The 25,625-nt window shown below is 63.0% G+C and carries 26 protein-coding genes and 1 pseudogene; 17 read left to right on the top strand and 10 right to left on the bottom strand.

Features of this window, described 5'->3' with window-relative positions; all coding sequences use genetic code 11:
• The first annotated feature begins 26 nt into the window (after positions 1–26).
• Positions 27–338, top strand: coding sequence for a GCG_CRPN prefix-to-repeats domain-containing protein (locus ACIPSK_RS05120; RefSeq protein WP_162116088.1), 312 nt, complete (start codon positions 27–29; stop codon positions 336–338).
• A gap of 111 nt (positions 339–449) precedes the next feature.
• On the opposite strand, the gene ACIPSK_RS05125 is transcribed toward ACIPSK_RS05120, so the two are convergent.
• Positions 450–674: a hypothetical protein gene (locus ACIPSK_RS05125; RefSeq protein ID WP_162116089.1), complete on the bottom strand. Its 225-nt coding sequence runs from the start codon at positions 672–674 to the stop codon at positions 450–452.
• 236 nt (positions 675–910) lie between these two features.
• Between ACIPSK_RS05125 and ACIPSK_RS05130 the strand changes: the two genes are divergently transcribed.
• The 3 genes from ACIPSK_RS05130 (at position 911) to ACIPSK_RS05140 (ending at position 3,980) form a co-directional block, all read left to right on the top strand.
• Positions 911–2,026 (top strand): adenylate/guanylate cyclase domain-containing protein, encoded by a 1,116-nt coding sequence (locus tag ACIPSK_RS05130; RefSeq protein ID WP_162116090.1) that lies wholly within the window; start codon positions 911–913, stop codon positions 2,024–2,026.
• 68 nt (positions 2,027–2,094) lie between these two features.
• Positions 2,095–2,739 carry a winged helix-turn-helix domain-containing protein gene (locus ACIPSK_RS05135; protein WP_162116091.1) on the top strand — a complete coding sequence of 215 codons (645 nt, stop codon included), beginning with the start codon at positions 2,095–2,097 and terminating at the stop codon, positions 2,737–2,739.
• Positions 2,736–3,980 carry an MFS transporter gene (locus tag ACIPSK_RS05140; protein ID WP_446532633.1) on the top strand — a complete coding sequence of 415 codons (1,245 nt, stop codon included), beginning with the start codon at positions 2,736–2,738 and terminating at the stop codon, positions 3,978–3,980. The genes ACIPSK_RS05135 and ACIPSK_RS05140 overlap by 4 nt, the downstream gene beginning before the upstream one ends.
• Here ACIPSK_RS05140 and ACIPSK_RS05145 read toward each other — a convergent pair.
• Together ACIPSK_RS05145 and ACIPSK_RS05150 are read right to left on the bottom strand one after the other, a co-directional pair.
• Positions 3,967–4,902 carry a LysR family transcriptional regulator gene (locus tag ACIPSK_RS05145; RefSeq protein WP_162116093.1) on the bottom strand — a complete coding sequence of 312 codons (936 nt, stop codon included), beginning with the start codon at positions 4,900–4,902 and terminating at the stop codon, positions 3,967–3,969. The genes ACIPSK_RS05140 and ACIPSK_RS05145 overlap by 14 nt on opposite strands.
• A 194-nt stretch (positions 4,903–5,096) precedes the next feature.
• Positions 5,097–6,020, bottom strand: a complete 924-nt coding sequence (locus ACIPSK_RS05150) for a phytanoyl-CoA dioxygenase family protein (RefSeq protein WP_162116094.1) — start codon at positions 6,018–6,020, stop codon at positions 5,097–5,099.
• A 97-nt stretch (positions 6,021–6,117) separates the two neighbouring features.
• On the opposite strand from ACIPSK_RS05150, the gene ACIPSK_RS05155 reads away from it, so the two are divergent.
• The 3 genes from ACIPSK_RS05155 (at position 6,118) to ACIPSK_RS05165 (ending at position 8,683) form a co-directional block, all read left to right on the top strand.
• A complete protein-coding gene (locus ACIPSK_RS05155) occupies positions 6,118–6,942 on the top strand; it encodes a helix-turn-helix transcriptional regulator (RefSeq protein WP_162116095.1) in 825 nt (274 codons plus the stop codon).
• Positions 6,943–7,133: 191 nt separating this feature from the next.
• Entirely contained in the window at positions 7,134–8,240 is a 1,107-nt protein-coding gene (locus ACIPSK_RS05160) for an AI-2E family transporter (RefSeq protein WP_162116096.1), read from the top strand.
• Positions 8,237–8,683: a potassium channel family protein gene (locus ACIPSK_RS05165; protein ID WP_162116097.1), complete on the top strand. Its 447-nt coding sequence runs from the start codon at positions 8,237–8,239 to the stop codon at positions 8,681–8,683. Before ACIPSK_RS05160 ends, ACIPSK_RS05165 begins: the two co-directional genes overlap by 4 nt.
• A 96-nt stretch (positions 8,684–8,779) precedes the next feature.
• On the opposite strand, the gene ACIPSK_RS05170 is transcribed toward ACIPSK_RS05165, so the two are convergent.
• Positions 8,780–9,802 (bottom strand): LLM class flavin-dependent oxidoreductase, encoded by a 1,023-nt coding sequence (locus tag ACIPSK_RS05170; RefSeq protein WP_162116098.1) that lies wholly within the window; start codon positions 9,800–9,802, stop codon positions 8,780–8,782.
• A gap of 160 nt (positions 9,803–9,962) precedes the next feature.
• Here ACIPSK_RS05170 and ACIPSK_RS05175 point away from each other — a divergent pair, with 160 nt between their 5' ends.
• A complete protein-coding gene (locus tag ACIPSK_RS05175) occupies positions 9,963–10,745 on the top strand; it encodes a class I SAM-dependent methyltransferase (RefSeq protein WP_162116099.1) in 783 nt (260 codons plus the stop codon).
• Positions 10,746–10,846: 101 nt separating this feature from the next.
• On the opposite strand, the gene ACIPSK_RS05180 is transcribed toward ACIPSK_RS05175, so the two are convergent.
• The 3 genes from ACIPSK_RS05180 to ACIPSK_RS05190 all read right to left on the bottom strand — a co-directional run bounded on the left by ACIPSK_RS05180 (position 10,847) and on the right by ACIPSK_RS05190 (position 13,950).
• Positions 10,847–11,728 (bottom strand): transglutaminase-like domain-containing protein, encoded by an 882-nt coding sequence (locus ACIPSK_RS05180; RefSeq protein ID WP_162116163.1) that lies wholly within the window; start codon positions 11,726–11,728, stop codon positions 10,847–10,849.
• A gap of 72 nt (positions 11,729–11,800) precedes the next feature.
• Entirely contained in the window at positions 11,801–12,514 is a 714-nt protein-coding gene (locus tag ACIPSK_RS05185) for a DNA helicase (protein ID WP_162116100.1), read from the bottom strand.
• Positions 12,515–12,798: 284 nt separating this feature from the next.
• Complete coding sequence (locus tag ACIPSK_RS05190; RefSeq protein ID WP_162116101.1) at positions 12,799–13,950, bottom strand: ROK family transcriptional regulator; 1,152 nt, start codon at positions 13,948–13,950, stop codon at positions 12,799–12,801.
• 207 nt (positions 13,951–14,157) lie between these two features.
• Between ACIPSK_RS05190 and ACIPSK_RS05195 the strand changes: the two genes are divergently transcribed.
• The 6 genes from ACIPSK_RS05195 to ACIPSK_RS05220 all read left to right on the top strand — a co-directional run bounded on the left by ACIPSK_RS05195 (position 14,158) and on the right by ACIPSK_RS05220 (position 20,271).
• Entirely contained in the window at positions 14,158–15,465 is a 1,308-nt protein-coding gene (locus ACIPSK_RS05195) for an extracellular solute-binding protein (RefSeq protein WP_162116102.1), read from the top strand.
• 114 nt (positions 15,466–15,579) lie between these two features.
• Complete coding sequence (locus ACIPSK_RS05200) at positions 15,580–16,470, top strand: carbohydrate ABC transporter permease (RefSeq protein WP_026154219.1); 891 nt, start codon at positions 15,580–15,582, stop codon at positions 16,468–16,470.
• A gap of 4 nt (positions 16,471–16,474) precedes the next feature.
• Complete coding sequence (locus ACIPSK_RS05205; protein ID WP_162116103.1) at positions 16,475–17,392, top strand: ABC transporter permease subunit; 918 nt, start codon at positions 16,475–16,477, stop codon at positions 17,390–17,392.
• A gap of 2 nt (positions 17,393–17,394) precedes the next feature.
• Positions 17,395–18,501, top strand: a complete 1,107-nt coding sequence (locus tag ACIPSK_RS05210; RefSeq protein WP_162116104.1) for an ABC transporter ATP-binding protein — start codon at positions 17,395–17,397, stop codon at positions 18,499–18,501.
• A 112-nt stretch (positions 18,502–18,613) separates the two neighbouring features.
• Complete coding sequence (locus ACIPSK_RS05215; protein ID WP_017964925.1) at positions 18,614–19,444, top strand: glycerophosphodiester phosphodiesterase family protein; 831 nt, start codon at positions 18,614–18,616, stop codon at positions 19,442–19,444.
• Positions 19,441–20,271: an inositol monophosphatase family protein gene (locus ACIPSK_RS05220; RefSeq protein WP_162116105.1), complete on the top strand. Its 831-nt coding sequence runs from the start codon at positions 19,441–19,443 to the stop codon at positions 20,269–20,271. The genes ACIPSK_RS05215 and ACIPSK_RS05220 overlap by 4 nt, the downstream gene beginning before the upstream one ends.
• Positions 20,272–20,527: 256 nt before the next feature.
• Here ACIPSK_RS05220 and ACIPSK_RS05225 read toward each other — a convergent pair whose 3' ends face one another.
• Positions 20,528–20,938 (bottom strand): RNA ligase family protein, encoded by a 411-nt coding sequence (locus ACIPSK_RS05225; RefSeq protein ID WP_246709635.1) that lies wholly within the window; start codon positions 20,936–20,938, stop codon positions 20,528–20,530.
• A 455-nt stretch (positions 20,939–21,393) separates the two neighbouring features.
• Here ACIPSK_RS05225 and ACIPSK_RS05230 point away from each other — a divergent pair, with 455 nt between their 5' ends.
• The gene (locus ACIPSK_RS05230) at positions 21,394–22,140 is read left to right on the top strand and encodes an SDR family oxidoreductase (RefSeq protein ID WP_162116106.1); all 747 of its coding nucleotides are present in this window, start codon (positions 21,394–21,396) and stop codon (positions 22,138–22,140) included.
• A 194-nt stretch (positions 22,141–22,334) separates the two neighbouring features.
• Positions 22,335–22,973: pseudogene (locus tag ACIPSK_RS05235) on the top strand (metallophosphoesterase family protein); the annotation flags it as partial.
• Positions 22,974–23,071: 98 nt separating this feature from the next.
• On the opposite strand, the gene ACIPSK_RS05240 reads toward ACIPSK_RS05235, so the two are convergent.
• Positions 23,072–23,425, bottom strand: a complete 354-nt coding sequence (locus tag ACIPSK_RS05240; protein ID WP_162116107.1) for a hypothetical protein — start codon at positions 23,423–23,425, stop codon at positions 23,072–23,074.
• A 5-nt stretch (positions 23,426–23,430) separates the two neighbouring features.
• Positions 23,431–24,240, bottom strand: coding sequence for a DUF899 domain-containing protein (locus ACIPSK_RS05245; protein ID WP_162116108.1), 810 nt, complete (start codon positions 24,238–24,240; stop codon positions 23,431–23,433).
• A gap of 118 nt (positions 24,241–24,358) precedes the next feature.
• Between ACIPSK_RS05245 and ACIPSK_RS05250 the strand changes: the two genes are divergently transcribed.
• Positions 24,359–25,579 carry a helix-turn-helix domain-containing protein gene (locus ACIPSK_RS05250; protein ID WP_162116109.1) on the top strand — a complete coding sequence of 407 codons (1,221 nt, stop codon included), beginning with the start codon at positions 24,359–24,361 and terminating at the stop codon, positions 25,577–25,579.
• Positions 25,580–25,625: the final 46 nt, after the last annotated feature.

Here is a 25,625-nt window from a genome sequence, read left to right on the forward strand (position 1 = left end):
TGGCTGGATTGAAAATGGAGTTCTCGATGAAGGCACTTTCTATCGCGGCTGCCTTGCTTGCCGGCAGCCTCTCGTTCGGCACCGCGGAGGCGATGCCGCTTGGGACAATCAATGTGCAGAGCAATGTCACAAAGGTCGACTACGCCTGCGGTCGCGGCTGGCATCTGACGCGCTGGGGCGAATGCCGGCCAAACTGGAGACGCCCGCCGCCGGTAGCTTTCTACGGTGGTCCGCCCCGCTGGGGCTGGGAGCGGCGTCACCGGGATTGGGATGGTCCGCGCTGGCGCCATGAGCGGCGCTGGGATCGCGATCGGCGTTGGCGGGATGATGATGACTAAGGGTCTCGCTTAGGTGAAAATGGACGAAGGCCGGAGCGATTTCGCCCGGCCTTTTCTGATGAGATAGGTTCGTCGACGCTGACCGGCAGCGTCCTCCCGATTTGTCTACGGTCAGATCCTGCTGACGAGCCAGTGCTTGTCGTCGATCAATTCCTCGAGCTCGACGGGATCCTTGACGCCGAATTCGAACCATTCGACAAGTTCCTTCGCCTTGCGGCTGCTCTCCTCCGCCGTCAGTTCGACCTGATATCTTTCGCACCATCGCCGAAGGATCGACGTCAGCAGCGTCATGTCGTTCCCATCCAGCGGATCTTTCGGCCAGAATGTCGTACCCATCGCACCCCTCAATCACACGATGATGAACGACCTTATAATGGAATCAAACTCGCGCAAGTTTAAAGTGTTTATTTTTCGTTTTCCACCGCGGTGGTTTTCGACAGGGGATGCGGTCGTCCTTTTGGGGGCCACAGGTTGAGTCGATGGGAACATCCTCATGGACATTCGGAGTGGCTGCCTGCGCTCACCCGGGGGACATCCTTGCGGCCGCCCCGGTCAGCGTGCGATGTTAAGCCATGGATCTGCCGTCTCCCCTTGCCTGGCTGGTTGACGAGGCCGGTGCCTCACCCAGTCCCGAATGGTTTCTGGCCGAACTCGGACGCCGGCTGCTGGCCGATGGCTTGCCGCTTTTGGGCGGCGCGCTGACGCTGTCGGTGCCGCATCCGATCATCGCGCGGCGCACCTGGCTGTGGCGGGCGGAGACCGGCGCTGTCATTGAGGCTTTGGCCTTTGCCGCGGCTCCGCGGAGCGAAGCCGGGCGCGAGTGGCTGGCCGGGCTCGGGCCGGTATGGGAGGACCGGATCGGGCCTGCGCAGGATAATCGGTCGGACAGCCCGCTGCTCGGCTGGGCGAGGGTTTCCAGCGGGGAAGGGGCAGGTGCATTCGGCCCGGCCGAGGCTGGCCTGCTGCGCGAGGTCGCGCGTTTTGCCGCAGCGCCGCTCGCCGCTTTGGCGGCGCGCGAGGCGCGGGCAGCGCTGCTTGAAGCCTATCTCGGCCGCCGTAGCGCCGCGCGAGTGCAGGCCGGCGCGCTTGCCCGCGGATCCGGCGAGACCATCCGCGCCGCCCTTCTTTGCGCCGATCTGCGCGACTTCACCGCCCTCTCCGAGGTGACCGAACCTCACGTGATGATATCAGCACTGGACGCCTGGTTTGACCGCGTCGCCGGCGCAGTGCATGCCTTCGGCGGCGAGGTGCTGAAATTCATCGGCGACGGCGTGCTGGCGATCTTTCCGGTCACGGCTACGTCAGGCGAGCGCGACGCAGGCCGAGCGGATCGCGAGGCCTGCGAGGCCGCACTTCGGGCGGTCGCCGCCAGCCGTGCCGGCATGGCCCATCTCGACCAGCTGCGCCAGGCGCAGGGGCTGGCACCGCTGCCCTTCGGCGCAGCATTGCATTTCGGCGAAATCCTGTGGGGCAATATCGGCGCGGCCGACCGGCTGGATTTTACAGCCATCGGCCCCGCCGTCAATCTGGTCAGCCGGCTGGAAGGGTTGTGTAAGCCGCTCGGTCGAAGCGTGCTGATCTCGGGCACTGTGGCAGCGAATACGGCGACGGCGCTGACGCCGCTCGGAGAGCACAGCTTGCGCGGCATCGCCGCCCCCTGCGCTATCTTCGCCCTGCCGACGGACTGACCTGCGGGCGGGGATGGTTTTGCAAAGAAAGATTTGCAAAGATATATTTGCAATAGTAGGCTTACGGCATGAAAAATCCGCGCCCGCAGCCTGCTCGATCAGTCACCGCACCCCGCACCGTCAATCGCGTCGTGCCCGATCCGACCGCGCTGAAGGCGCTGACGCATCCTGTCCGGCTGCGCATGCTCGGCATGCTCAGGATCGATGGACCCGCCACGGCAACGCAGCTGGCGGTGCGGCTCGGCTTGAACAGCGGCGCCACCAGCTATCACCTGCGTCAGCTCGCCCAATACGGCTTCATCGAGGAAGCGCCGCATGCTTCGCGGCGCGACCGCTGGTGGCGCGCCAGCCACGAACTCACCTCGGTGCCGGCGAGCGAGGCTGAGGGCGAAGCGCTGGATCTCGATCTCGCCTTCAACCAGGCGATACTCTCGCTGCAGGTCGGCCAGATGCAGCAAGCGCTGGAGGAATATGCCGAGCTGCCGGCAGAATGGCGCAAGGCGAGTACGGCCAGCGACATCATCATTCCGATGACGGCGGAACAGGCCGAAGCCCTGACCAAGCGGCTGACCGATATCATTCTCGAAGCGATGCGGGTGGCTCCGCCTTTGGGAGAGCTGGCACCCCCGGACATGGTTCCGTTCTCGATCATGCTGCACGCCTTTCCCTATCCGGGCCGGCTTCCGCACCGCGAGGGGGATGACGAGCCATGAGAAGGGGTGGGCCATTCCTGGCGCTTGCCGCAGCCGAGACGCTTTCGCTTTCCGGCACGCGGCTGTCGACCATCGCTATTCCCTGGCTGGTGCTGAGCACGACGGGCAGCCCGATTCTGACCGGGCTGACGGCGATGATGGAAATGCTGCCCTATGTCGCCGCCAAGGCGCTCAGTGGGCCGCTGATCGACCGCGTCGGCCCGAAGCGCATCGCCGTCGTCTGCGATACCGCCTCGGTGGCCGTGGTGGGGCTGGTGCCGCTGCTCGATCTCTTTGGCCTGCTTGATATGCGGCTGCTCCTGCCCGTCGTCTTTGCCATGGGCGTGCTGCGCGGCCCTTCCGATGCCGCCAAGCAGGCGATGGTTCCCGAAATCGCCACGTTGGCGGCCATGCCGCTCGAACGGGTCACCGGCGTCGTCGGTGCTATCGAGCGGCTGGCCTCGACGGCGGGGGTAGCCGGCGCCGGCGCGCTGATCGGCCTGATCGGCTCGGGGCAGGCGCTCGTCGTCAATGCCGTCACCTTCGCCGCCGCTGCGCTGATTGTGGGAGTCGGCATCCCCGGGCCGACGCGCGGCATGCCATCGGGCGGCGCGCCTGAGGCTCGGCCGAGCGGGATGTCCTCCTATTTCAGCGATCTCAGGGAAGGCTGGCGCTTTCTGCGCGGCGATGTGGTGCTTGTCAGCATTGCCACCATGGTGGCGACCACCAACCTACTGGACCAGGCTTATCACGCCGTGCTGCTGCCCGTCTGGACACAGAGGTCGGGCCATGGCCCGGAATTGCTGGGGGCGATGTTTTCGGCCTTCACCGGCGCCTCGATCGCCGGTGCTGCAATTGCCGCTGCGATCAGCGAGCGGATGCCGCGCCTGATGGTTTATACCGTGGCGTTCCTGCTGACCGGATTTCCGCGTTTTCTCGTTGTTGCGCTGGATGCGCCGCTCGCCCTCATCTTCATCACCCTGGCAGTCGCAGGATTTGCCTCGGGTTTCTTCAATCCGATCCTGTCTGCGGTGATCTTCGAGCGCATCCCCAAGCCGTTGACCGGCCGCGTTACCGCGATGAACGCCGCCCTCTGCTTTGTTCTCATCCCCTTTGGCGGTCTCGTCGGTGGCGCGCTGATCAGCATGATCGGCCTTGCCGCGGCGCTTTCGCTCACCGGCTTCGCCTATTTCGCCGCTACCCTCTTTCCCCTGGCGCTGAAAAGCTTTCGCGGGTTCGACAAGGCTATCACCCAGAGCTAGCGTCGCGGTTGCGTGCCTGGCCCTGGTCTCCAAGCTCCTCGACCATCAGATCGATGAAGCGGCGGACACGCGGCTCCAGCAGGCGCTTGTCGGGATAGAGAGCGACGATCTTTGCGTCGGCAGTTTCGAGGCTGGGCAGGACCTGCTGGAGGCGCCCGGCGACGAGATCGTCGGCGACGAGAAAATCGGGAAGGAGGGCAATCCCCAGTCCCGCCAGGGCGGCGTCGCGGATCGCCTGCACGCTATCGAGCCTCAGACGGCTGCGCCCTTGCGCTTTGACCCAGGGACCGCCTTCACCGCGAAAGCGCCAGCCCTGCCTTTGATTGCGGCTGGCAAAGATGAGGCAGTCGTGGGCCATGATATCGTCGATATCGCCCGGCTCGCCGCGCTCGGCAAGGTAGGACGGCGAGGCGCAGAGCCGCGCCTTGTAGCTGGCGATGACGCGCGAGACCAGGCGGGTGTCCAACGTCGTCGTCGCGCTGATCCGGATCGCCAGATCGAAGCCTTCCTCGATAATGTCGGCCAGGCGATCGGTGAAGTTCACTTCGACCTGGATATCGGCCCAGGCCCGAAGATATTTTTCAAGCAAAGGCAGGACGACGAGCCGCCCGAAGGCATCGGGAACGGTGAGCCTGAGAACACCTCGCGGCGTGCTGTTCTGCCCTGCCACACTCGCCTCCGCCTCGTCGACCGATGCAAGGATCTGCAGCCCGCGCTCGTAGAACATCCGGCCTTCGTCGGTCAGGCTCAGCGTTCTCGTCGTGCGGTTGAGCAGACGCGCGCCGAGCCGGTCCTCCAGACGGATGACCGCCTTGCCTGCCGCGGAACGGGACAGGCCCATCGCCTGGCCGCCGGCGATAAAGCTCCCCGCATCGACGACGGCCATGAAAACCAGGATATCGTTCAGGTTCGTACGCGGCATGAGGCAACTCGAGCGGTTCGGCTACGTCAATAAGTCGGGCAATCATGGGATCGTTCAAGGCCCGGACCATCAACGCCGATCGCGGCAGTAAGGTCCCCACGCTTTGCTCTATGTGGACGTCCCTTCGCCAATCAACCTGCTACAGCAGCCATCGCCCCGGATCGCAGGTCAAAGATGGGCACTGGAAAGTCGGGCTACAGCATGTCGCCGAGGCTCCAGTGGTTGTTCCAGCGGACGTCGATCTCGTCGTCGACATTCTGATATCTTATGTCGGTGGAGAGGCGCAGCCGCCGGCTGCGGTCCTGATTGATGGTCGAGGCGTGGATCATGTAGGGCGAGTGGAGCACCACGTCGCCGGCCTCGTAATCGGCGGCGAGCCAGCGGGTGTCGAAACGCTCTGCCATATCGGTAAGATCCTTCGAGACCCAGCCGCCTTCGCTCATGTGGCTGTTATAGGCACTGATCTGCTCTTCCGGAGAAAGATCGCCGCTTGCCGCCCTGAATTCGGCCTCCAACTTGGTGCCCAGAGCATGCGAACCTTCGAGATAGACCAGGCCGCCCATCTCGGCGGGGGTGTCGCCGATCGGTATCCAGGCCGTCACCAGGCGGCTGGTGCCGCCGCGGAGATAGACGAGATCGTAGTGGGCGGGCGTGGCTGTCAGCGATCCCGGTTGGACGAAGCGCATGATCTTGCGCTTGTGCAGATAGGAGATGCCCTGCAGGAAATCGTCCATGAAGCCGGCGAGCAGTGGTTGCGCACAGAAGCCTTCATAGGCGGCGGAGCGGACGAGCGACATAAGGCGCCGGTCCGCCAGGCTTCTGTCGAAGCCACCGGCAGACGCGATCCCCAGAGAAAAATCGCTGCCCGGCTCGACCAGTCCGGTTTCGGCAAGGCGTTCGAAGACCCAGTGGCGGAAATCGATGACATCGACCCGCGGCAGAAGGCCTTTTAGCCAGACATAGCCATCGTGCTGGTAGCGGCGCCGGATGGCGTCGACGCCGATGGCGGGATCGGTCGGCATCAGCCAGCCCGTCCGCTCCGCAGGCAAGGTTTTGCCATGGGCGGCAAGGGGAAATTCCGGCCTTCGGATCTGCACGGCCTCCGCAGCAATTGACATTTCACTCCTCCGTCGCTTGAGTTGGCTTGCCATCAATTACCTGATCCGGCGCGCCAACCGACATAGAGGAAATTCGTAGCTGGACTTTTCGCTCACCATGAGAGACCCAGAGGCCATCTATAGGACGCCCCTTGCCGCTGCCGGCGGACTTGCTGTTATCGGCAGCGGCAGGCAGCAGGCCCGCCGTGCGGTGACGGACCGAAAACTGCCGAGTTTTGCCATTGTGCTAGTAGAGCGCGGGCAGGGCTGGCTGGACACCGCGGCCAGCGGCCGCCTGAGCCTCACCGGGCCGATCCTTTTCTGGCTGTTTCCGAACCGCGTGCATTCCTATGGTCCCGATGAAGGCGGCTGGGACGAGCGCTGGGCGCTTTTCGAAGGGTCGTTCACGCGAGACTTCGTCCGGTTGAGGCTCATGACCGAGCGACAGCCCGTCGTGGCCTTGCATCACGTAGATGAGATGGTGCGGCTCTTCGGCAGCCTGCATGCCGACCTGCTCGACGATACCAACCTCGGGCAGGCATCGGCGGCCTTGATGCTGCATCGCATCGTCATATCGGCCGCAAGACAGGCAAGCGGCGCGGCCGATCAGCGCCGAGACAGGCCCGACATGGCCGAAATCGTCGAGACGCTGCGGCAACGCGCAATGCTACCGCTGGACCTTACAGCCTTCGCCGCCGAGCACGGCATGTCGCCGGCGACGCTGCGCAGGCGGTTTACGCTCGAAACCGGGCTGCCGCCCAAGGCATTCCAGCTTCGTGCGCGCATGGACCACGCCAAACAGCTCTTGGCAACCACCGACGAGAAGATAGAAACCATCGCCGCCATGGTCGGCCTGGATGATCCGTTTTATTTTTCGCGTGTCTTTCACGAACGCGAGGGCTGCAGTCCTCGCCAATTTCGCGCCAGGTACACCAGGGGTTGAGAGCCCGGCAGCAGCGGCCGTATCCCGTTTTCACGAAGTCGTGTATGATGATGGGGCGTTGGAGACGATCTTTCACGGCGTTGGCAAAATCTTCGCGGCGCAGGTCCGATACCGGGTGGGAAGGTTTCGTTGTCCGATGCGTGAACGTCCGGCTTCGCTCGTTGGCGGAGACCGGGCCGGGGGAGGGGAAAATGACGTCGAGCGCATCGAATGTGGATCTCGCGCCGCCGAGACCGTCCATCATCCATGCGGCGGTTCAATTGGGAGTCGTCGCGCTTCTGGTCTATGTCTGCGCCAGGATCATGTTGCCGTTCCTCGGCATTCTGCTTTGGTCAGTGATCCTGGCGGTCATGCTTCATCCGTTGCATCTGCGCCTGTCCGATCGGATCGGCAATCGCTGGTCGGCATCTCTCATCGGGATCGTCGGCGTTGCCGTCGTGCTAGTGCCGATGCTCGTCGTGATTACATCGCTTGGGTCTTCCATCTATTGGCTTGTGTCCAGTTTGCAGAACCATAGCCTGACAATTCCGCCGCCTCCAACGTGGCTTGCCGACCTGCCGGTGGTCGGAGCAAAGATCTCGGAAAGCTGGTCGCTCGCTGCCGCCAACCTGCCCTCGGCATTGCGTCAATACGGCGAGATGCTGAGCAAGCCTGCTGCGTGGCTCGCATCCTTCGCCGGTGGCCTGGCCTCTGGCGGCCTGTCCTTCGTTCTTTCCATCGCGATCGCCGCCGTGCTTGTCGCTTATGCCAAGAGTGCTGCAGCTTTTGCCCTCAGTCTGCTGGAACTCGTCACCAACAGCCGGGCGCGGGGTGCCCGGCTCGTCCACCTGACTGCCACAACGATCCGGGGAGTTGCGGTCGGCGTGGTCGGTGTGGCGGCAATCCAGTCGATGCTCGTTGGTATTGGCTTCTTCGCCATCGGGGTTCCGGCGGCCGGTGCCCTGACGGTCGTCACGTTTTTGCTGGCAGTCGTGCAGATACCGCCGCTGCTGCTGACGCTGCCTGTCATGGCCTATGTCTTTGTCACGGAAGCGACAACACCGGCAATCATCTTCGCCATATGGTCTTTCATCGCCGGGCTGAGCGACAATTTGCTCAAACCCTTGATGCTCGGCCGTGGATCTGATGTGCCGATGCCGGTCATCCTGGTCGGTGTCATCGGAGGGATGATCGCTGACGGCCTTCTCGGTATATTTGTCGGCCCCGTGCTGCTGGCCGTCGGCTTCGTGTTGCTGATGGAATGGCTGCATCAGCGCCCGGTCGAGGACGGCCCCCGGATCGAAGGTCCGGCCCCATGATCAAGGTCATTGGTCTCGGCCTGCTTGCGATGGCGATCTGCCTCGCACTCCAGGCGCTGGCTTCGGTGCTGGCCGCGCGTTATTTTGCTCACGCGCGCACGCAACCCGTGGGCCGAAAGCCCTGGCGGAGGGTCTTCCTGCAATTCTCGGTTCTGATGATCGTGCTCATGCTGGGCAATATCCTCCAGGTCGCTTTTTGGGCACTGTTATATCGCGTGCTCGGTGCCTTCGAGGACTTCGAAACGGCCATGTATTTTTCGGGCGTCACCTTCACGTCGCTTGGTTATGGCGACGTGGTGCTTGACGGCCGTATCCGGCTGCTCGCGCCGCTGCAGGCAGCCAACGGGCTGATGATGTTCGGGATCACGACGGCGCTGTTCTTCTCGGCCATCCAGCAGGCCATGGGGAAATTGGCTGCAAATCAAACAGTGCATGAGCCGTAGAGTGCTGGAGCAATTCAAAGTGTTACAGCGTCCTTTGCGCGTCCGAAAAGACGCGCGGCGCTGTAGCCGGCGAAGACAGCCTGTCGTGCCGCGGCGTCAGCGCCAACTCATCGCAGGTGCGACGTGGGTGAGGATCGCTTCAATGACATGGGCGTTGTAGTCGACGCCGAGCTGGTTGGGGACGGTCAGCAGCAGGGTGTCTGCCTCGGCGATGGCTTGGTCTTCAGCGAGCTGCTTGATCAAGGCGTCGGGTTCGGCGGCGTAGCTGCGGCCGAAGATCGCCCGGGTCTTCTCGTCGATGAAGCCGATCTTGTCTTCACCGTCGTTGCCATAGCCGAAATAGGCGCGGTCGCGGTCGTCGACCAGTGCGAAGATGCTGCGGCTGACCGAGACGCGCGGCTGGCGCGTGTGGCCGGCTTCTTTCCAGGCCTCGCGGTATGCGCGAATCTGGTCGGCCTGCTGGACGTGGAAGGGTTCGCCCGTCTCATCGTCCTTCAGCGTCGAACTCTGCAGGTTCATGCCGAGCTTGGCTGCCCAAACGGCGGTGGCATTCGAGCTTGCGCCCCACCAGATCCGCTCGCGCAGGCCCTCGGAATGCGGCTCTAGGCGCAGGAGGCCGGGCGGGTTTGGAAACATCGGCCGTGGGTTCGGTTTGGCAAATCCTTCGCCGCGCAGCACTTCGAGGAAGACTTCGGCGTGATGGCGGGCCATATCGGCCTCGCTCTGGCCCTCTGGCGGGGCATAACCGAAATGGCGCCAGCCATCGATCACCTGTTCGGGCGAACCGCGGCTGATGCCGAGCTGCAGGCGGCCGCCGGCGATGAGGTCGGCCGCACCGGCATCCTCGGCCATATAAAGCGGGTTCTCGTAGCGCATGTCGATGACGGCGGTGCCGATCTCGATCCGGTTGGTTCTCGCGCCGACGGCCGATAGCAGCGGGAAGGGTGCGGCCAGCTGTCGGGCGAAATGATGCACGCGAAAATACGCTCCGTCGGCGCCGAGCTCCTCGGCCGCGACGGCAAGGTCGATCGACTGCAGCAGCGCGTCGCCGGCCGAGCGCGTCTGCGATTGGGGCGAGGGCGTCCAGTGTCCGAACGAGAGGAAACCGATCTTCTTCATGCCGATGCCGCACCTTGGTCTGTTGCGTCTGGGGTTGATGCGTCATGGCACAGTTTGGGGCCGGAAGACAATCGGAACCGGATGGCTGGATCGATGAAAACCAATTGACATAAACGCGTGTTGCAGCCTCTGCTTATGCGGCGAGAGCATGGAGTTTTTGATGGATCAGCGCAGGGGCTCTTCCTTTTCGGAAACCGACGTTGTCGCAAATTACCGGTATCGGCCACCTTACCCCGATGCCGTATTTCGAAAGCTTCTGGCAATTGCGCCGCGATCACAGCATCTCCTGGATATTGGTTGCGGGCCTGGAAAAATCTCCCGCGCGCTGGCGGGTGCGTTTACAACAGTCACGGCGGTTGATCTCTCGGAGCAGATGATCGCTCTCGGCGGATCGCTGCCGGGCGGTAACGCGCTGAATATCCGGTGGGTAGAAAGTTTCGCCGAGGACTTCCCGACCGGCGGTGAATCTTTCGACCTGACGGTCGCAGCGGCAAGCATCCACTGGATGGATCATGGCAGGCTGTTTCCGCATCTTTTGGCAAACGCCACAGCAGGTCATGTCATGGCCGTGATTTCCGGAGATGACCCGTTCGAACCTCCATGGCAATCGGATTGGCATTCTTTCCTGCGGAAGTGGGTGCCGGAGGTGACGGGTCAGCCTTTCGATCACGACAAGAGGTCCGAGGGCATGCGAAGCTACCAGAGCTATCTCAACCTCTGCGGCAGCGAACAGTTCGTGTCAGAGCGTCCCTTTGAGCAGAGCGTCGCGGATTTCATCTCCTGCCAGCATTCGCGCGATACGTTTGCACCTTCGAAACTCGGCGACCAGATCGCAAGCTTTGACGCGGAACTCTCGGAGCTGTTGCGCTCTTATTCGACTGATGATCGGTTGAGCTTCATTGTCCGCACCGGGATTGTCTGGGGTGAAGTCAAGCCGATCTGACAAGAAACGATGTTCCTATGACGAGTACAGGAATAGTGTGCCTACGGCGGTGTAGCGCGCGAACGCGTCATGCACCGGCCGATGATAGTCTCATTCCGTGATCACGCGCCGCCGACATCCTCCAGTTGCTTGCGCACGCCATTGAAGACCTGCGCCGGCACGCGCAGTCCGGCATCGTACTGGTAGAGCGCCCGCAGCTCCCCGAAGCGTTCGTCCACGTCGGTCGTCAGGGCGGAGAGATGATCGAAATGCGCCAATCCATCCGGAGATATTTCTTCCTCGGGCTGCGGCATCGCTCCCCAATTGTCCCAGGGGAGCATCTCCATGTTGTTAAGGGCCGCAAAGTCACGCACGAGGTTCATGGCGATGAACCAGAAGCCAGACTCGTCGAAGATGCCGAATTTGTCTGGATCGGCTGCGCCGGCGCGGCAGCGCTGCCAGGTTTCGCCGGCGCTGAGGAATTTGCCCGGCGGCTGGTCGAGGGGATCGAAATCGAGCTGCAAGGCGGCGCGCTGACGATCGTCGATCTGGAAGTCCGCAGAGATCCAGCGCTCTCCGTCCCAATATTCGGCGATCCAGTGATCGATGCCCTTACCGACCTCGAAATACATGCCGAAGCCGCAGCGGGCACGCGCCGGGACGCTCTGGGCCTTGAGTGCCGCGCAGGCGAGAACGGTGAAATGGCGGCACACGCCGATGCTGCGCTTCTCCGGTGGGCGCGGGATGTCGAGCGGGGCGGGATCGATTTCCATGATCGTATCGAGTATCTCTCGCGCCGGCCGCGTGTGTGACTGCGCCCTTCGCGCCGGGGTGAGCGGCTGATTGTAGTGCGGAGCCCAGGCTTCATGCAGCAGCGCGCCTTGCACGGCCGCAGCAACGGTTTCGACGCCCTTTAGCGCAGCAAGGGCAGGGGCATGCGACCCGGCCGATGTCATCGGGCCGGGGCGCATGTAGAAATCGACAGGGCTCTCATATCCGCTCATGTCGGGCAGTATGATAAAACCGGCGTGGCAGGGCAAGGTCCCGCGGGCTCGCGAGCGGGTCACGGTAGGTCCTTATCGCGCAGCCTGAAATGCCACCTGGCCGTTGTTCAAGAAGCACATCTTGTCGAACAGTTTCAAGTCGAGCGGGTTCGGCAGCCTGATATCGGCGATATCAGGCAGGGGCCTTTGCGATCGCTCGTAGGATCGATCGATCTGGGAGATGAAGACCACGATCAAGCCGCGCTCGCGGGCGAAAGCCTTCAGAGTGCAGACCTGGACGGAGAGTTCGGGGTTCTCCCGCCTCTGGTCGAGCAGTTGTAGATAGTCGATGACGACGAGCGTGCCGCGCGGTGCGGCCGCCAGTCTCTCGGCGATGTAGGCGGAGCTGATAGCATCGGAGCCGTCGAATTCGAACAGACGCTCGAATCGTGCCCGGTCGACACCGATGGCGCGAAAGCGATCGACAATATCCTCTTCCGTATATTCCAGCGAGAAGAACACACCTGGACGGCCTGATTTCATCGCCTCGACGGCGAGTTCGAGCCCCATCAGGGTCTTGCCGTGGCCGGGCCGGGCGCCGACGAGCAGGAGATCGCCGGGCCGCAATTGCTGAAACAGCTTGCCGGCGGGTGCTTCCGCCGCTGCTTTTGCCGCAAGCAGGCTCCAGCCGCCGTAGCCTTCTTCCAGGGCTATGCGGTCGAGCGCCTGGTGCAAGGGCATGTCCTCGGCTCGGGAAAGCTTTCTGGCTTTACGCTTCAGGTGATAGATAGGCGCAGACATCTTCATTCATAAACCTCCTATTGCGAGCGGTTTTCGCAATCCCTCCTTATGCAAGATGCTCGAACAGTCGGCTCGGTTCAGGTGGCCCCGCATGACGTCTGCTTTCCCGACGGAGGGGGGAGGCGTGGGCTGCGCCAGAATCAGATCATAGCGCAGGACCGCGCGACCGAAAATCGCCTGCTTCGCGTTTCGAGGGAAAATGCGTGATTTCCTCAAGCGGAAGCAGAGAGAGTTGCCGTAAGAGGCCGAGAGGGAATCGATTTCTGCCGACGGCGGCGAAGTCGCTCGGATCAATAATAGGCCGATTTGAACGGGGCGATGGCGGCTCCCATAGCCGATGCGTCGCTTGCTATCTCGGAGATGATCAGCTTCGGGCGAGGGCGTGGCACGCCGTAACGGGGGCGGTCGAAGATCTCGGTGCGGTCGATCAAAAGCTGTGCCAGGGCGGAGGGAATTTGGCCGCCGAAGACGATCCCTTGCGGATCGAAGATCGCCCAGATCGCGTTGATGAGGCGGCTATAGGCAGGCGCCACCTCGTCCACCCATTCCACGACGCCTGGCCATTTCGGGTCGAAATGCTTGCGCATGTAGCTGATCGAGGGAACGTCGACGCCATTGCGGTTGAGGTTTTCGATCAGATATTGCAAAGCCGGCCGGCGCTTATTCTCCTCGGCGTCGTACATGCCCGAGAATTCGCCGGCATTGCCGATGCCGTTATGCAGCAGCTCGCCGTTGCTGACCAGGCCGCCGCCGAAGCCGTAGTTGAAGCTCAGATAAGCGAAGTGCCTGATATAGCGGCCGGCGCCGAACATGGATTCGGCGACCGTTCCCGCCTTGCCGCCATTGTGCACCCAGACCGGCTTGCCGAAAAATTCCGACAGTAGCGGCCCAAGTTCGATGAGCGACCACTCGTGCAGCGGCAGCGGGGCGTTGTAGCGGGTGCCGCTGACGTGGAAACCGGCGATGGCAAAGCCGATCCCGAAGAAAGTCTTCTCGGAGAGGTCGTTCTCTCTCTGGTGTTCGACCAGCTGCTCCAGGACGAGATCGAGCGACTGGGCCATCGAACGTTCCCGCAGGATGATGCTGCTTTCGGCCAGCACCTTGCCAGATATATCCATCAGGCAGATGCCGATCACGTCGGTATTGACCGAGATGCCGCAGGAATAGGCGTAGCGACCGTTAAGCCGGAGCGTTGGGCTCGGCTGGCCACGACCGGCGCCGGGTTTCGGCGAACCGAAGGAAATGATGCCGCGTTCCTCCAACTGGTCGATGATCCGGTAGACGGATTGCTGGGTGAGGTCGGTGTGGCCGGTGACTTCGGAGCGCGACAGGCCGGGGTGACGCCAGATCAACCTCAGCAGATCGCGTTCGTTCGAAGAGACGACGCCACCGCCTTCGCGAAGGAAGGGCTGGGCGATCAGCGGCTCCGGGAAATAGGTCATATCAGCACTTCCTTCGTCAATAATTACTATAGGCGTGTAGTAATTATTGCTGTTGTCTCCAGTACTTGCGTCCATGCGCTATAGCAGCAGCCCTGCTTTGCGACAAGCGGCTTGCGCCCGTCACCAAATTGTTACACGTGATGTGTAATAAAGTGCTGTCACGGCGTCGGCGCTGGAGGCCGGCCAATCAAATCAGGTGAGGGCAAGATGAAGATTTCCATTCTGGCGGCTGCGGCCGCGCTGATGGCGGGCGCATGTTCGGCGCAGGCCGCTAATATCGAATTCTGGTACGGCAATACGGGCGTCGTCGAAAAGGCGATCCAGGACCAGTGCAGCGCTTTCAATGCCGCACAATCGGAGCATCACATCACCTGCGTCGGCCAGGGCAGCTACGAAGTGTCGATGCAGAAGGCAATCGCCGCCTTCCGTGCCAACAACCATCCCGTCCTCATCCAGTTCTTCGACGCCGGCACGCTCGACCTGATGCTGTCAGATGCCGTCGTGCCGGTCCAGGCGGAGCTGCCCGAGGTCAAGTGGGGCAATTATATCGCTGGCGCGCGGGCCTACTACGAAACCTCCGGCGGCGCGCTTTTCGCGCAGCCCTACAATGCCTCGACGTTGCTGTTCTACACCAACAAGACCGAGCTTGAGAAAGCCGGCATCACCAAGACGCCTGCGACCTGGGAAGAGATCATCGAGGCCGCCCGCAAGCTTAAGGCTTCAGGTCATGCCTGCCCCTTCACCACCGATGGCGATACATGGCGCGTGCTCGAACAGTTTTCCGCCCGCCATGGCCTGCCGATCGCCTCAAAGCATAACGGCTATGACGGTCTCGACGCCGAATATGTGTTCAACACGACCTTCGCCGCCAAGCATCTCCAGAATCTGATCGACTGGCGCAAGGAAGGCCTCGTCAAGCTCAATGCCGATACCAAGGCCGGCAACTTCACCGCCGCCTTCAACACCGGCGAATGCGCCATGATGGAGAATTCCTCGGGTTCCTATACCGCCTCGGCGAAGGCGTTCGAAGGCAAATACGAGCTCAGCATCGGCATGGCGCCGATGTATGATGGCTACGAACGACACAACACCTTTGTCGGCGGCGCCTCGATCTACATCATGAAGGGTCACGACAAAGCCGAGATCGAAGGTGCCAAGGCCTTCCTCGACTTCCTGCGCCGTCCCGAACAGCAGATGTTCCTGACCGCCGCCACCGGCTACGTCCCCGTCACCAACGACGTGATGGATGCGATCGCCAAGAGCGGCGAGGCGAACTCGCCGAAATATGCGACGGCGGCCGTCGGCATCGAATCGATGAACCAGCCGCGCACGCCGGATACCCGCGGCATCCGTCTGGGCTTCTACGTACAGTTCCGCCAGGTGTTCATGGAAGAGACCCAGAAGGCATTTGCCGGCCAGGAGACCATGCAGGTGGCGCTCGACAACGCCAAGAGGCGTGGCGACGAGCTGCTGCGTCGCTTCGAGCAGACCTACAAGGGCGTGAAGATGCAGTGATCCCGACATCTCACGCGCGGGACGTTTGGACGTCCCGCGCACGGGCGCGCGTGCTCCCGTGTCCGGCATGTGACCCATACACCCATGCCGGTCCTCCCAATGCAGGGCTTCTCCATGATGTCGGAATCTTCTCTCTTCAGCCATCGCTGGCTGCCGCTTTTGCTGGTGGCGCCGCTCATGCTGCTGATCGCATTTTTCTTCTACGTGCCTGTTTTTCAGGCCTTCTACTGGTCATTCTTCCTCGAACGCCCCTTCGGTGGCGGTTCGATGTTCGTCGGCTGGGACAATTTCGCCCGGGTGTTCTCCGATCCGGAGTTCTGGGAGGGCTGTTGGCGCACCATCGTCTTCATGGTCACCGCCTCCTCACTCGCGGTGGTGGTCCCGCTGATCCTTGCGGTCGCGGCCGACCGGAAGATCCGCCTGTCGTTGCCGGCGCGCAATGTGCTGGTCTGGCCGAAGGGGGTTGCCGGCGCTTCGATCGGTGTCGTCTTCGCTTTCATCTTCAATCCGTTCGTCGGCGTGCTCGCGCCACTCAACTCAGCCTTTCCGGGCATCTGGGCGCCCGGCATCGACGGCACGGATGCCTTCATCACGCTGATCGCAGCGCATGTCTGGGGCGGCATCCCGTTCAATTTCGTCATTCTGCTCGCTGGACTGCAGTCGATCCCGAAGACCATGCACCAGGCAGCCGCAATGGATGGGGCGGGGCCGTGGCGGCGGATTTTCGACGTGCAACTGCCGCTCATCATGCCGCAGCTCTTCCTGACGCTGGTGCTCGAGTTCACCGAAAGCGTCACCTCGGCCTTCGCGCTGATCGATACGATCACCCGTGGTGGTCCGGGCGGGGCCACCACGTTGCTCGTCTACAAAATCTACACCGACGGTTTCAGCGGCTACGACCTCTCCGGCGCCTCGACCCAGACGGCGATCCTGATGGTCTTCGTCGTCCTCCTCACCGCCGCCCAATTCCTCTTCCTCGGCCGGCGCATCAACTACGAGCGGTGACCTCATGATCGAAAACGCACGTTCCCTCAATATCGCAGCCAGCCTCGTCCTCATCGTCGGCATCGTCTATATCCTCGGGCCGCTCTACCTGACTCTGACGACAGCCTCGCAATCCTATGAATTCATGTTGCGCAACGGGCTCGCCTGGTATCCCGGCGACCAGTTTTTCGCCAATGCGGCGCACATCTTCACCGAGACGCATATCCCGATCCAGATGCTGAACAGTCTGGTGGTCGCCTTCGGCGACGCATTCGCGACCTGCGTCCTGTCGCTTCTGTCGGCCTATGCCATCGTCTATTTCCGTGTTCGCTGGGCAGGTGTGGTCTTCGCGCTGATTCTGGCGACCATCATGCTGCCGATCGAGATCCGCGTCATCACCACCTACCAGGTCGCGTCGAACGTGTTTTCGCCGGTCAACGCGCTGCTCGATATCACCGGTTTGAACGGGCTGATCGCCCAAGTCTTCGGCGCGCCGGTAAAGCTTGAATGGAGCGTGCTGAACACGCATTTCGGACTGATCGCGCCGCTTGTGGCGCATGGCACCGGCACCTTCCTGTTCCGCCAGTTCTTCCTCACCTTGCCCAAGGATCTGCTCAAAGCGGCGCGCATGGATGGGGCGGGGCCGATCCGCTTCCTTTTCGATATCCTGCTGCCCTTGTCGCGTACCAGTTTCGGCGCGCTTTTCGTGCTGACCTTCCTCAGCGGCTGGACGCAATATCTCTGGCCGCTGGTCGCCGCCTCGACGTCAGACATGCAGACCGCCGTCGTCGGGCTGGCGCGGCTCGTGCCGGATTCGGACGGAGAGATTCCCGACTTTCCGATGATCATGGCCGGCGCCGTCATCGTTTCCATATTTCCGCTCGCGATGATCGCGCTGCTGCAGCGCTATCTCGTCCAGGGCCTTACTCTCACGGAGAAATAGCCATGAACGCCATCGACATAGCCATTCGCGCTGCTGCCGCCAACATCACGCTGTCAGGCGTCACCAAGGCCTATGACGCGGAGACCGTCATCATTCCGCCGATGGATGTCGAGCTCAGGGCCGGTGAATTCAGCGTCGTGCTCGGTCCCTCCGGTTGCGGCAAGTCCACGCTGCTGCAGATGATCGCGGGGCTGGAGCGGGTAAGCGGCGGCACGATCGTCATCGGCGGCCGGCAGGTGCAGGATCTGGAGCCGAAACACCGCGGCTGCGCCATGGTGTTCCAGAACTATGCGCTCTATCCGCATATGAGCGTCTTCGACAACATCGCCTACAGCCTCAAGGTCGCCGGTATGCAAAAGGCCGAGCGCATCGAGCGGGTCGGCGCGGTGGCGAAGATGCTCGGGCTGTCGGACTTCCTCGGCCGCAAGCCGGGGCAGCTTTCCGGCGGCCAGCGCCAGCGCGTCGCGATTGGCCGCGCCATCATACGCGAGCCCGGCGTGCTTCTATTCGACGAGCCGCTCTCCAACCTCGACGCGCAGCTCAGGCACGACATGCGTGTCGAACTTGCCGAACTGCACCGGCGCATCGGCGCCACCACCATCTTCGTCACCCACGATCAGGTGGAGGCGATGACGCTGGCCGACCGCATCCTCATCCTCAACAAGGGGCGGATCGAACAGTTCGACACGCCGAAGGCGATCTATCACCAGCCGGCCTCGGTCTTCGTCGCCAAATTCATCGGCGCGCCGCCGATGAATATCCTGCCGGTCACCGGCGACGGCACGGTGCTCAGGCTCGCCGACGGGCAGGTGGTGGCGCAAGCCCGGCTTACCGGAGACTATAAGCTCGGCATCCGGCCAGAGGATATCCTGATCGGTGGCGGGGCCAACGGACATGTGGTCACGTCAGCTCTGCGGTTTCGCGAGGATCTCGGCTCGCACGCGATCCTGGCAGCCGCGCTCGGCGGTTCAGTCATCAGGATCGCGACACCCTTCGGCGTCGAGATGCCGGATCACAGCCAACTCTCTCTCAATTTCCCTGCCTCCCGCCTGCATCTCTTCGATGCGGAAAGCGGCAGGGCCATACCAGGCGCATTCGGCGCAAACTAGAACATTGCCGTTTTTCTCCGAAACACGAAAACGTTCTATCTCTTTGTTTTAACACAATTCCGGACGCAAAGCCGCTGCGCACTTTTGCTGGAATTGTTCTAGAGGAAATCCCATGAAATACATCGACCACATTGCCGACCCGTCGCGCGCCTGCGCCATCGTCGCCCATCGTGGTGCCTGGCATCAGGCTCCCGAAAACAGCCTTGCGGCAATCGAGAATGCGATTGCCGGCGGCTATGACATCGTTGAGGTGGATATTCGCCAGAGCGCCGATGGCGTGCTGTTCATCCTGCACGACGACACGCTAGAGCGCATGGCTGGCATCGATCGCATTCCCGAGGAGATGACGATCGCCGAGATCACCAGCCTTCGGCTGCGCATGGCCGATGGCGGGCCGGACCAGCCGTTCACGACGCAGACCGTTCCGACGCTGGAACAGGTGCTCGAAACCGTGCGCGGCCGCATCTTCGTCGATCTCGACCTCAAGGACCTTGAGATGATGGGCATCGTCGCCGCCAAGGTCAAAGAGATTGGCATGGCCGACCAGGTCGATCTCAAGGCTCGCGCCGACACGCCGGAGGCGCTGGCTTGGCTCGCCAGGCAGCCCGGGATCGACGGCATTCCGTTCATGGGCCAGGCGTTCTTCAGGGTCGGGAGCGCCGAAGAGACCGCCAAGGCAGTTATCGCGGCGCGCCCCTTCATGTGCGAAGCCAAGTTCGATGCGCTTGAGACGCTGGCCGGCCAGCACGCGCGTCTGCGTAACGCCGGAATCTCGCTCTGGGTCAACACGCTCGATCCGGTCTCCTGCTGCGGCTTGACCGATAGTGCGGCGCTTGCCGATCCCGACGCGATCTGGGGACGGATGATGGCGGCCGGCATCAGCGTCATCCAGACCGACCAACCCGCCGCGCTTAAGGCCTATATCGAGGCACGCCGCGCATGAGGGAGGTGTCGGATGACGTATTCTTCGCCGTGATGGAGGATATGCGCCGGGCGGCGAAGGCGGAAATCCTGCCCCGCTTCCGCGGCATCACCGCCGAGGGCATTCGCACCAAGACCGCGCCCGACGATCTGGTGACCGATGCCGATCTCGGCGCCGAGCGACGGCTCACCGAGGCGCTTTCGGCGCGCTTTCCCGAGGCACTGCTCATCGGCGAAGAAGCGGTTTCGGTCGATCCCGCCGTATTGGCGCGGCTTGCCGACGCCGATCTCGCCGCGATCATCGATCCGGTCGACGGCACCTGGAATTTCGCCCACGGCCTGCCACTGTTCGGCATGATCGTGGCGATCGTCTCCGGCGGAGAGACCGTGGCCGGGCTGATCCACTATCCCGTGACCGGCGAATTCCTCGCCGCCCGGCAGGGGCGAGGGGCGTGGCATATTGCCGGCGACGGCACGCAGACCCGGCTCAGCGTCGCGCCGCCGAGGCCGATCGGGGAAATGCACGGCTTCGTGCCGCTGCATATGTTTCCCGCCGAGGAGCAGCCGGTCTACGCTCGGAGCATGCTGCACTTTGCCCGCACCACCACATGGCGCTGCTCGGCCTATGAGTACCGGTCGGTGGCATCGGGGGCGATGAGTTTTTCGCTGAACGCCGAGCTCAAACCCTGGGACCACGCCGCCGGCGTGCTGATCCATCACGAAGCCGGCGGCTACGGGGCATTGCTCAGCGGTGAAGCCTATCGTCCCGCGATGACCAAGGGCCGGCTGCTCTTGGCGCCGGATGCCGAGAGTTGGAAGGCGATCCGCCGCAGTTTTACGGAGGGGTGATCGCGGGTGTGGTTCGGCATTGCGCCGGTGTGAAGTTTGGCAGAAGCGCCACCCCATCCGCCATGCCTGTGACAATCACAGGAATGGCGGATGGGGTGGCGAGCGGCCGTCAGTGATTCGCCAAGCGATTGGGAATGAGTTCCGACTGCATCCAATGCGTTTCACTTTGAACGTGGTTGTCCCGCACATATTTGCCCATGCGAACTGGCATTTCGGTTTCTGGGAAGGCATCAGCGATCCGAACGACAAACCCCTCCTAGCTGGTCCTATCCAGCGAGGCCGCAGTATCCTCGAACAGGCCGGCTTTGTATGGTCCCCGATACAGAGTCGACACGGGAACGATGCTCAGTTCTTCGAACCGAGCCAGAGTCAGATCCCAGGACTGAACTTCGCCTTCGATAATCCATGCAAAGCCGAGGAAGTATGACGGCAGATCATCATAGCCGATCGAGTGCCGGGCATAGAGGTTCTCGCCCACGATGCGTTCGCCGTCTGCCAGTTGCGGGCTGATCCCGGCGGCAAAGGCTTTAAGCCAATCGCGCGACGAATGGTAACGGCTGTCGGGGCTGCGGGCGTGAGACCCACTCCGATGAATTGTCGTGTTCTCACCATCCATTTTCTCGGTGATGACAAGATCGGCGATCATCAGCCCGTCAAGCTTCGCCATGACCTTATCGTCGCTTGTCGCTCCGGGCGAAATTGGCAGGTGATAGGTTCGTCCGTATTTTTTCATGGGATGAACGCATACCCGGTGGCGACCGCACAATGCAAGGTCGCCTTAGGGCTACAAGCTGCCCTTGATGGTACGCAACGCCCGGCTTTATTGATGCGCCAAGCGTCCGTGGATCGGCATCTTCGGCGACTGTCACGGCGATCGCTGACGGGTGCCCTGTCTGGTTGTCATCCTACGATCCATTGCGGTTTCTTCGAGCGGTCTCTGCTGCCCCCGGAACCGCGCCTGCGCGACGATGGTCACGAACGCCTTGAGCTCCGCGGAGTCGCTGCCGCGCATTATGCCTCGAAGTCCACATAGTCTGTTCGATTTATATAGCATTGTTGCTATGATCATCGCAGCCTAATTGCCGATAATTTCACCCTGAACCAAAAGACGGGAGAGCCGGTATGCAGACAGACAAAAAGCTCAGTGGCAGGGTCGCCCTCATTGCCGGCGCTTCGTCTGGCATAGGTGCGGCGACCGCTCTGGCGCTGGTGGAGGAAGGGGCAAGTGTGGTGATCGCCGCCCGCCGCATGCCGCGCCTCGAGGCGTTGGCGGAGCGCATCCGCGAGCGCGGCGGTGAGGTCCTGCCGATCGAGGCCGACGTGTCCGACGAGGCACAGGCTGTGGCGATGGTGGAGCGGGCGATCGGCGATTTCGGCAGGCTCGACATGCTGCTCTGCGTCGCCGGCGTCGGCGTTGCCGCGCCGTTCCGGAACACGACCACCGCCGAGTATCGGGAGATGGTCGAGGTCAACTTCCTCGGGCTGCTCTATCCGATCCATGCGGCGTTGCCGGCGATGCAGCGGCAGGGGACCGGCCATATCGTCATCGTCTCCTCCGGCACCGGCCGGTACATTCATCCCTCGACGGTCTATTCCGGAACCAAGCATGCGGCGAGCGCTATGGCGGAATCGCTGCGGCGCGAGATTGGCCGGGATGGCATTCGCGTCACCTGCATCGAGCCCGGCGCCGTCAGGACCGAGTTTACCTCTCATATGCGCGCCAGTGTCCGCGAGGCGGTGGAGCAAAGGCTGGGCGACATGGAGCAACTGGAGGCCGCGGACGTCGCCGCGGCCATTGTCTATGCGGTGACGCAGCCGCGCAGGGTCAATGTCAATATCCTGACGCTCTACCCCACTGAACAGGCTTGAGCGTTGTGGCGATTGCCTCAAGCGGAAGGAGAGCCAACCGCCATAAATGCCGGAGATTGAGTCGGCTTTCGCGACGGCGACTGGCTTTCGTTGGTGATGGGCGGGCGGCGAGCGGTGCGAGCCTCGGCACAATGTCCTGGCGCGCCTCCACGTCCTTGGCCGCGGGCCGTCGCAGCAGCCGAGAGGGTTGAAACATGCGCTACACATTCGCCGTAGGTGATATCCACGGCTGTATCGATCCCCTGAATAGGATGATCGATCTTATCGAGGCCTATGCGCCTGAAGGGACCGTCGTCTTCCTTGGCGACTATATCGATCGCGGGCCTGACAGCAAAAGTGTCCTCGACCGGATCATTGCCGGTCCATCGGAGCCTTGGAGATGGATCTGCCTGAAAGGCAATCATGAGGATATGATGGTCGCTGCCTATGCCGACGGTCTAAGCAGATCCGTGTGGCTCGGCAACGGCGGGCTGGAGACCGAAATATCCTATGGCGGCAGGGTTTTGCCGCAGCATCTGCAATGGGCGGCCGATCGTCCGCTCATGCATGTCGATCGGTACCGCATCTTCGTCCATGCCGGCGTCGATCCGGCATTTCCGCTGGACCGGCAGAGCCAGGACAATCTTCTATGGATGCGGTTCGTGGCCGGTGAGCCGGGCGAATATTGGGGCAAGCACCTCGTCCACGGCCATACGCCATCGATGTCGAACCCGATGACGACAGGAAATCGCACCAACATCGACAGCGGCTGCGTCTTCGGCGGCAAGCTTTCCTGTGCGATCTTCGACGACGATATTGCCGGCGGGCCGATCGACTTTATCGAGGTGAGGGCACGAACGTGGGAGGGCCGGCAGGGAGATATTACGGGAGGGGCAGTGCGGCTTGCTGCCTCTTCTCTCCAGCGGGGAGAAGAGGGCGCGACGCCACCCACTCAGACCCGCCAGCCGGCGGCGGCGAGCCGTAGCCAGGGCGCCAGGTGGAAGCCGCTCATCAGCAGGTACATCGGCACCATTCCGCCAATCGGGAAGGCATCCGGCGCCGTCATGCAGATCATGTCGATGCTGCCGGTCGCGGCTGTCAGCAGCGCCATGACCGCGAATGTCGGGGCGGCGGCGAGCGACAGCCAATCGGCGGTGTGGGCGGCGGTCCGGCCGCCTGGGCTCGCCATGCCGGCGCTCGGTTTACCAACTGATCCGTCTGCGGCGGCGGCCAGCGAGAGCCATTCGGCGGCGTTGAGAGCGACGTTGCCGTCGCCTCGCTCCGGAGTGTGGGCGGAAAGCAGCATCGGCGTCACTCCTTGCCGTACCGGTCGTGGTGGCGCCACCAGATGCCGGTTTCGTTGCGGCCCTTGGGGGCGCGGTCGAGCCATTGGTACATGCCCCACAACCCGTCCAGGCCGCGGGCATAGCTGGAATAGCTGTGGTAGACGGCGCCGTCGGCAAGCTCGAAGGCGCTGACTCCGGGCCGGTCGCGGGTATAGGTCGCGACATCCGTTTCGGTCATGGCGGCGATCTGGGCGACCGGTCCCTCGCTGCCGCGCAGTTGCCATTCCTGCACGGTCCTGCCGGCCAATGGTTCGGAAGCGGACTGCTCGGGAGCGGGCGGCTCGCGGCGGTAGTTATATTCTATCCCGCCCTGGCGCTGCTGCTCGGGGGTGAACCAGACGCTGAAATCGCTGTTGAAGTCGCTGCCGGAGGAGGAGGCCCAGGGAAAGCTCCAGTCCATGCGCTGCCGGAATGCCAGAAGCTTTGCCAGCGGCGCGCGCGAGATCGCGGTGAAGGCGACGTCGTGGTTTTCTAGATGGACGAAGAAGCCGTTGAAGCCGTCGGCGATCGAGGAGCAGGAGGGGCATCCGGCGGTATAATCCGGCCCGAACATGAAGTGATAGACGAGGAGCTGCGAACGGCCGCCGAAGAGATCCTTCAGCGAAACGTTGCCGGCCTCGGTGTCGAAGCGGTATTCCTTGTCAATCCTCACGCGGGGCAATTGCTGGCGCTTCATCGCCAGCGCGTCGCTCTGCCGCGTCAGCGCCTTCTCCTCTTCGAGCAGGTCGAGCCGCGCTTCCAGCCACTGCTGCCGTGTTCCGAGTTGTATCGTCATGGGTCTTCTCCTTTGCCTGTTTCTCGTCGTACCATCCGGCTCGGGTTGCTTGCCGGTCGACGACAAAGTTACGGCCGGGCAGGGCAAGGGTGGGAGTGACAAGTGTGACGGGATTTGAATGGACTCGCTGATCACGGCAGCTGCGCGGGCGCTGGCAGTCGGAGACGCGCTGGGCGCGCTGAAGCGGGTAGCACTTCGCGACGATGCGCCGGCGCTGGCGCTGCGCGGCATTGCGATGGCGCAGCTCGGCGATCTCGTCCGTGCCAAGGCGCTGCTGAAGAGTGCGGCGCGTGCTTTCGGCCCGCGGGAGGCGGTGGCGCGAGCCCGCTGCGTGGTCGCCGAGGCCGAGATCGCGCTGGTCTCGCGTGATCTCACCTGGCCGCCCAAAGCGTTGGAGGCGGCGCGCAAGGTGCTCGAAGCGCATGGCGACAGGGTCAACGCTGCCCATGCCAGGAATGTCGAGCTTCGCCGGCTGGTGCTGATCGGCCGGCTCGACGAGGCCGAGCGGGCGCTCGAAACACTCGACCCGTCGCCGCTGCCGCCGGCGGCAAGGGCTGCCCATGAGCTTGTGGTCGCGGGTATCGCGATCCGGCGCCTGCAGACGAAAGCGGCACGTGCGGCGCTTGATAGGGCGAGGCAGGCGGCGCGCGAGGCCGGTATGCCCGTATTGACGGCGGAGGTGGAAAATGCCGCCGACGTACTCAACGCACCCGTGGCACGGCTGATCTCGCGCTGGCGGGAAAACCCGCTGCGGCTTGAGGAGGTGGAAGAGCTGCTAGGTTCGGGTGTGCTCGTCGTCGATGCCTGCCGTCATGTCGTGCGCGACGATCAGCTTTCCGTGTCGCTGGCAACGCGGCCTGTGCTCTTCGCGCTCGCCCGCGCGCTTGCCGAAGCCTGGCCGGGGGATATGGCCAGGGGTACGCTGGTCGCGCGTGCCTTCCGCGGCAAACATGCCGATGAATCGCATCGTGCCCGGCTGCGCGTCGAGATCGGCCGGTTGCGCGCCGAGCTGCGGGCGCTCGCCGAGGTTTCGGCGACGAAACGCGGCTTTGCGCTTTCGCCTCGGCGCGCCGGCGAGACCGCGGTGTTGGCGCCGCTGGTCGAAGGCCAGCATGGGGCGGTGCTCGCCTTTCTCGCCGATGGCGAGGCGTGGTCGAGTTCGGCGCTGGCGATCGCGCTCGGCGCCAGCCCGCGCACCGTGCAGCGGGCGCTGGATTCTCTTGCCGGGGAGAGCAAGGTGCAATCCTTCGGGCGCGGGCGGGCAAGGCGTTGGATGAGCCCGCCACTGCCCGGTTTCCCGACGATCTTGTTACTCCCGGGACCTTTGCCAAGCGACTAATATGGCCTGACAGATGAAGATGGCCCTACGGGCGAACAGGATAGAA

This window comes from Rhizobium sp. LARHSG275 (assembly GCF_052871115.1).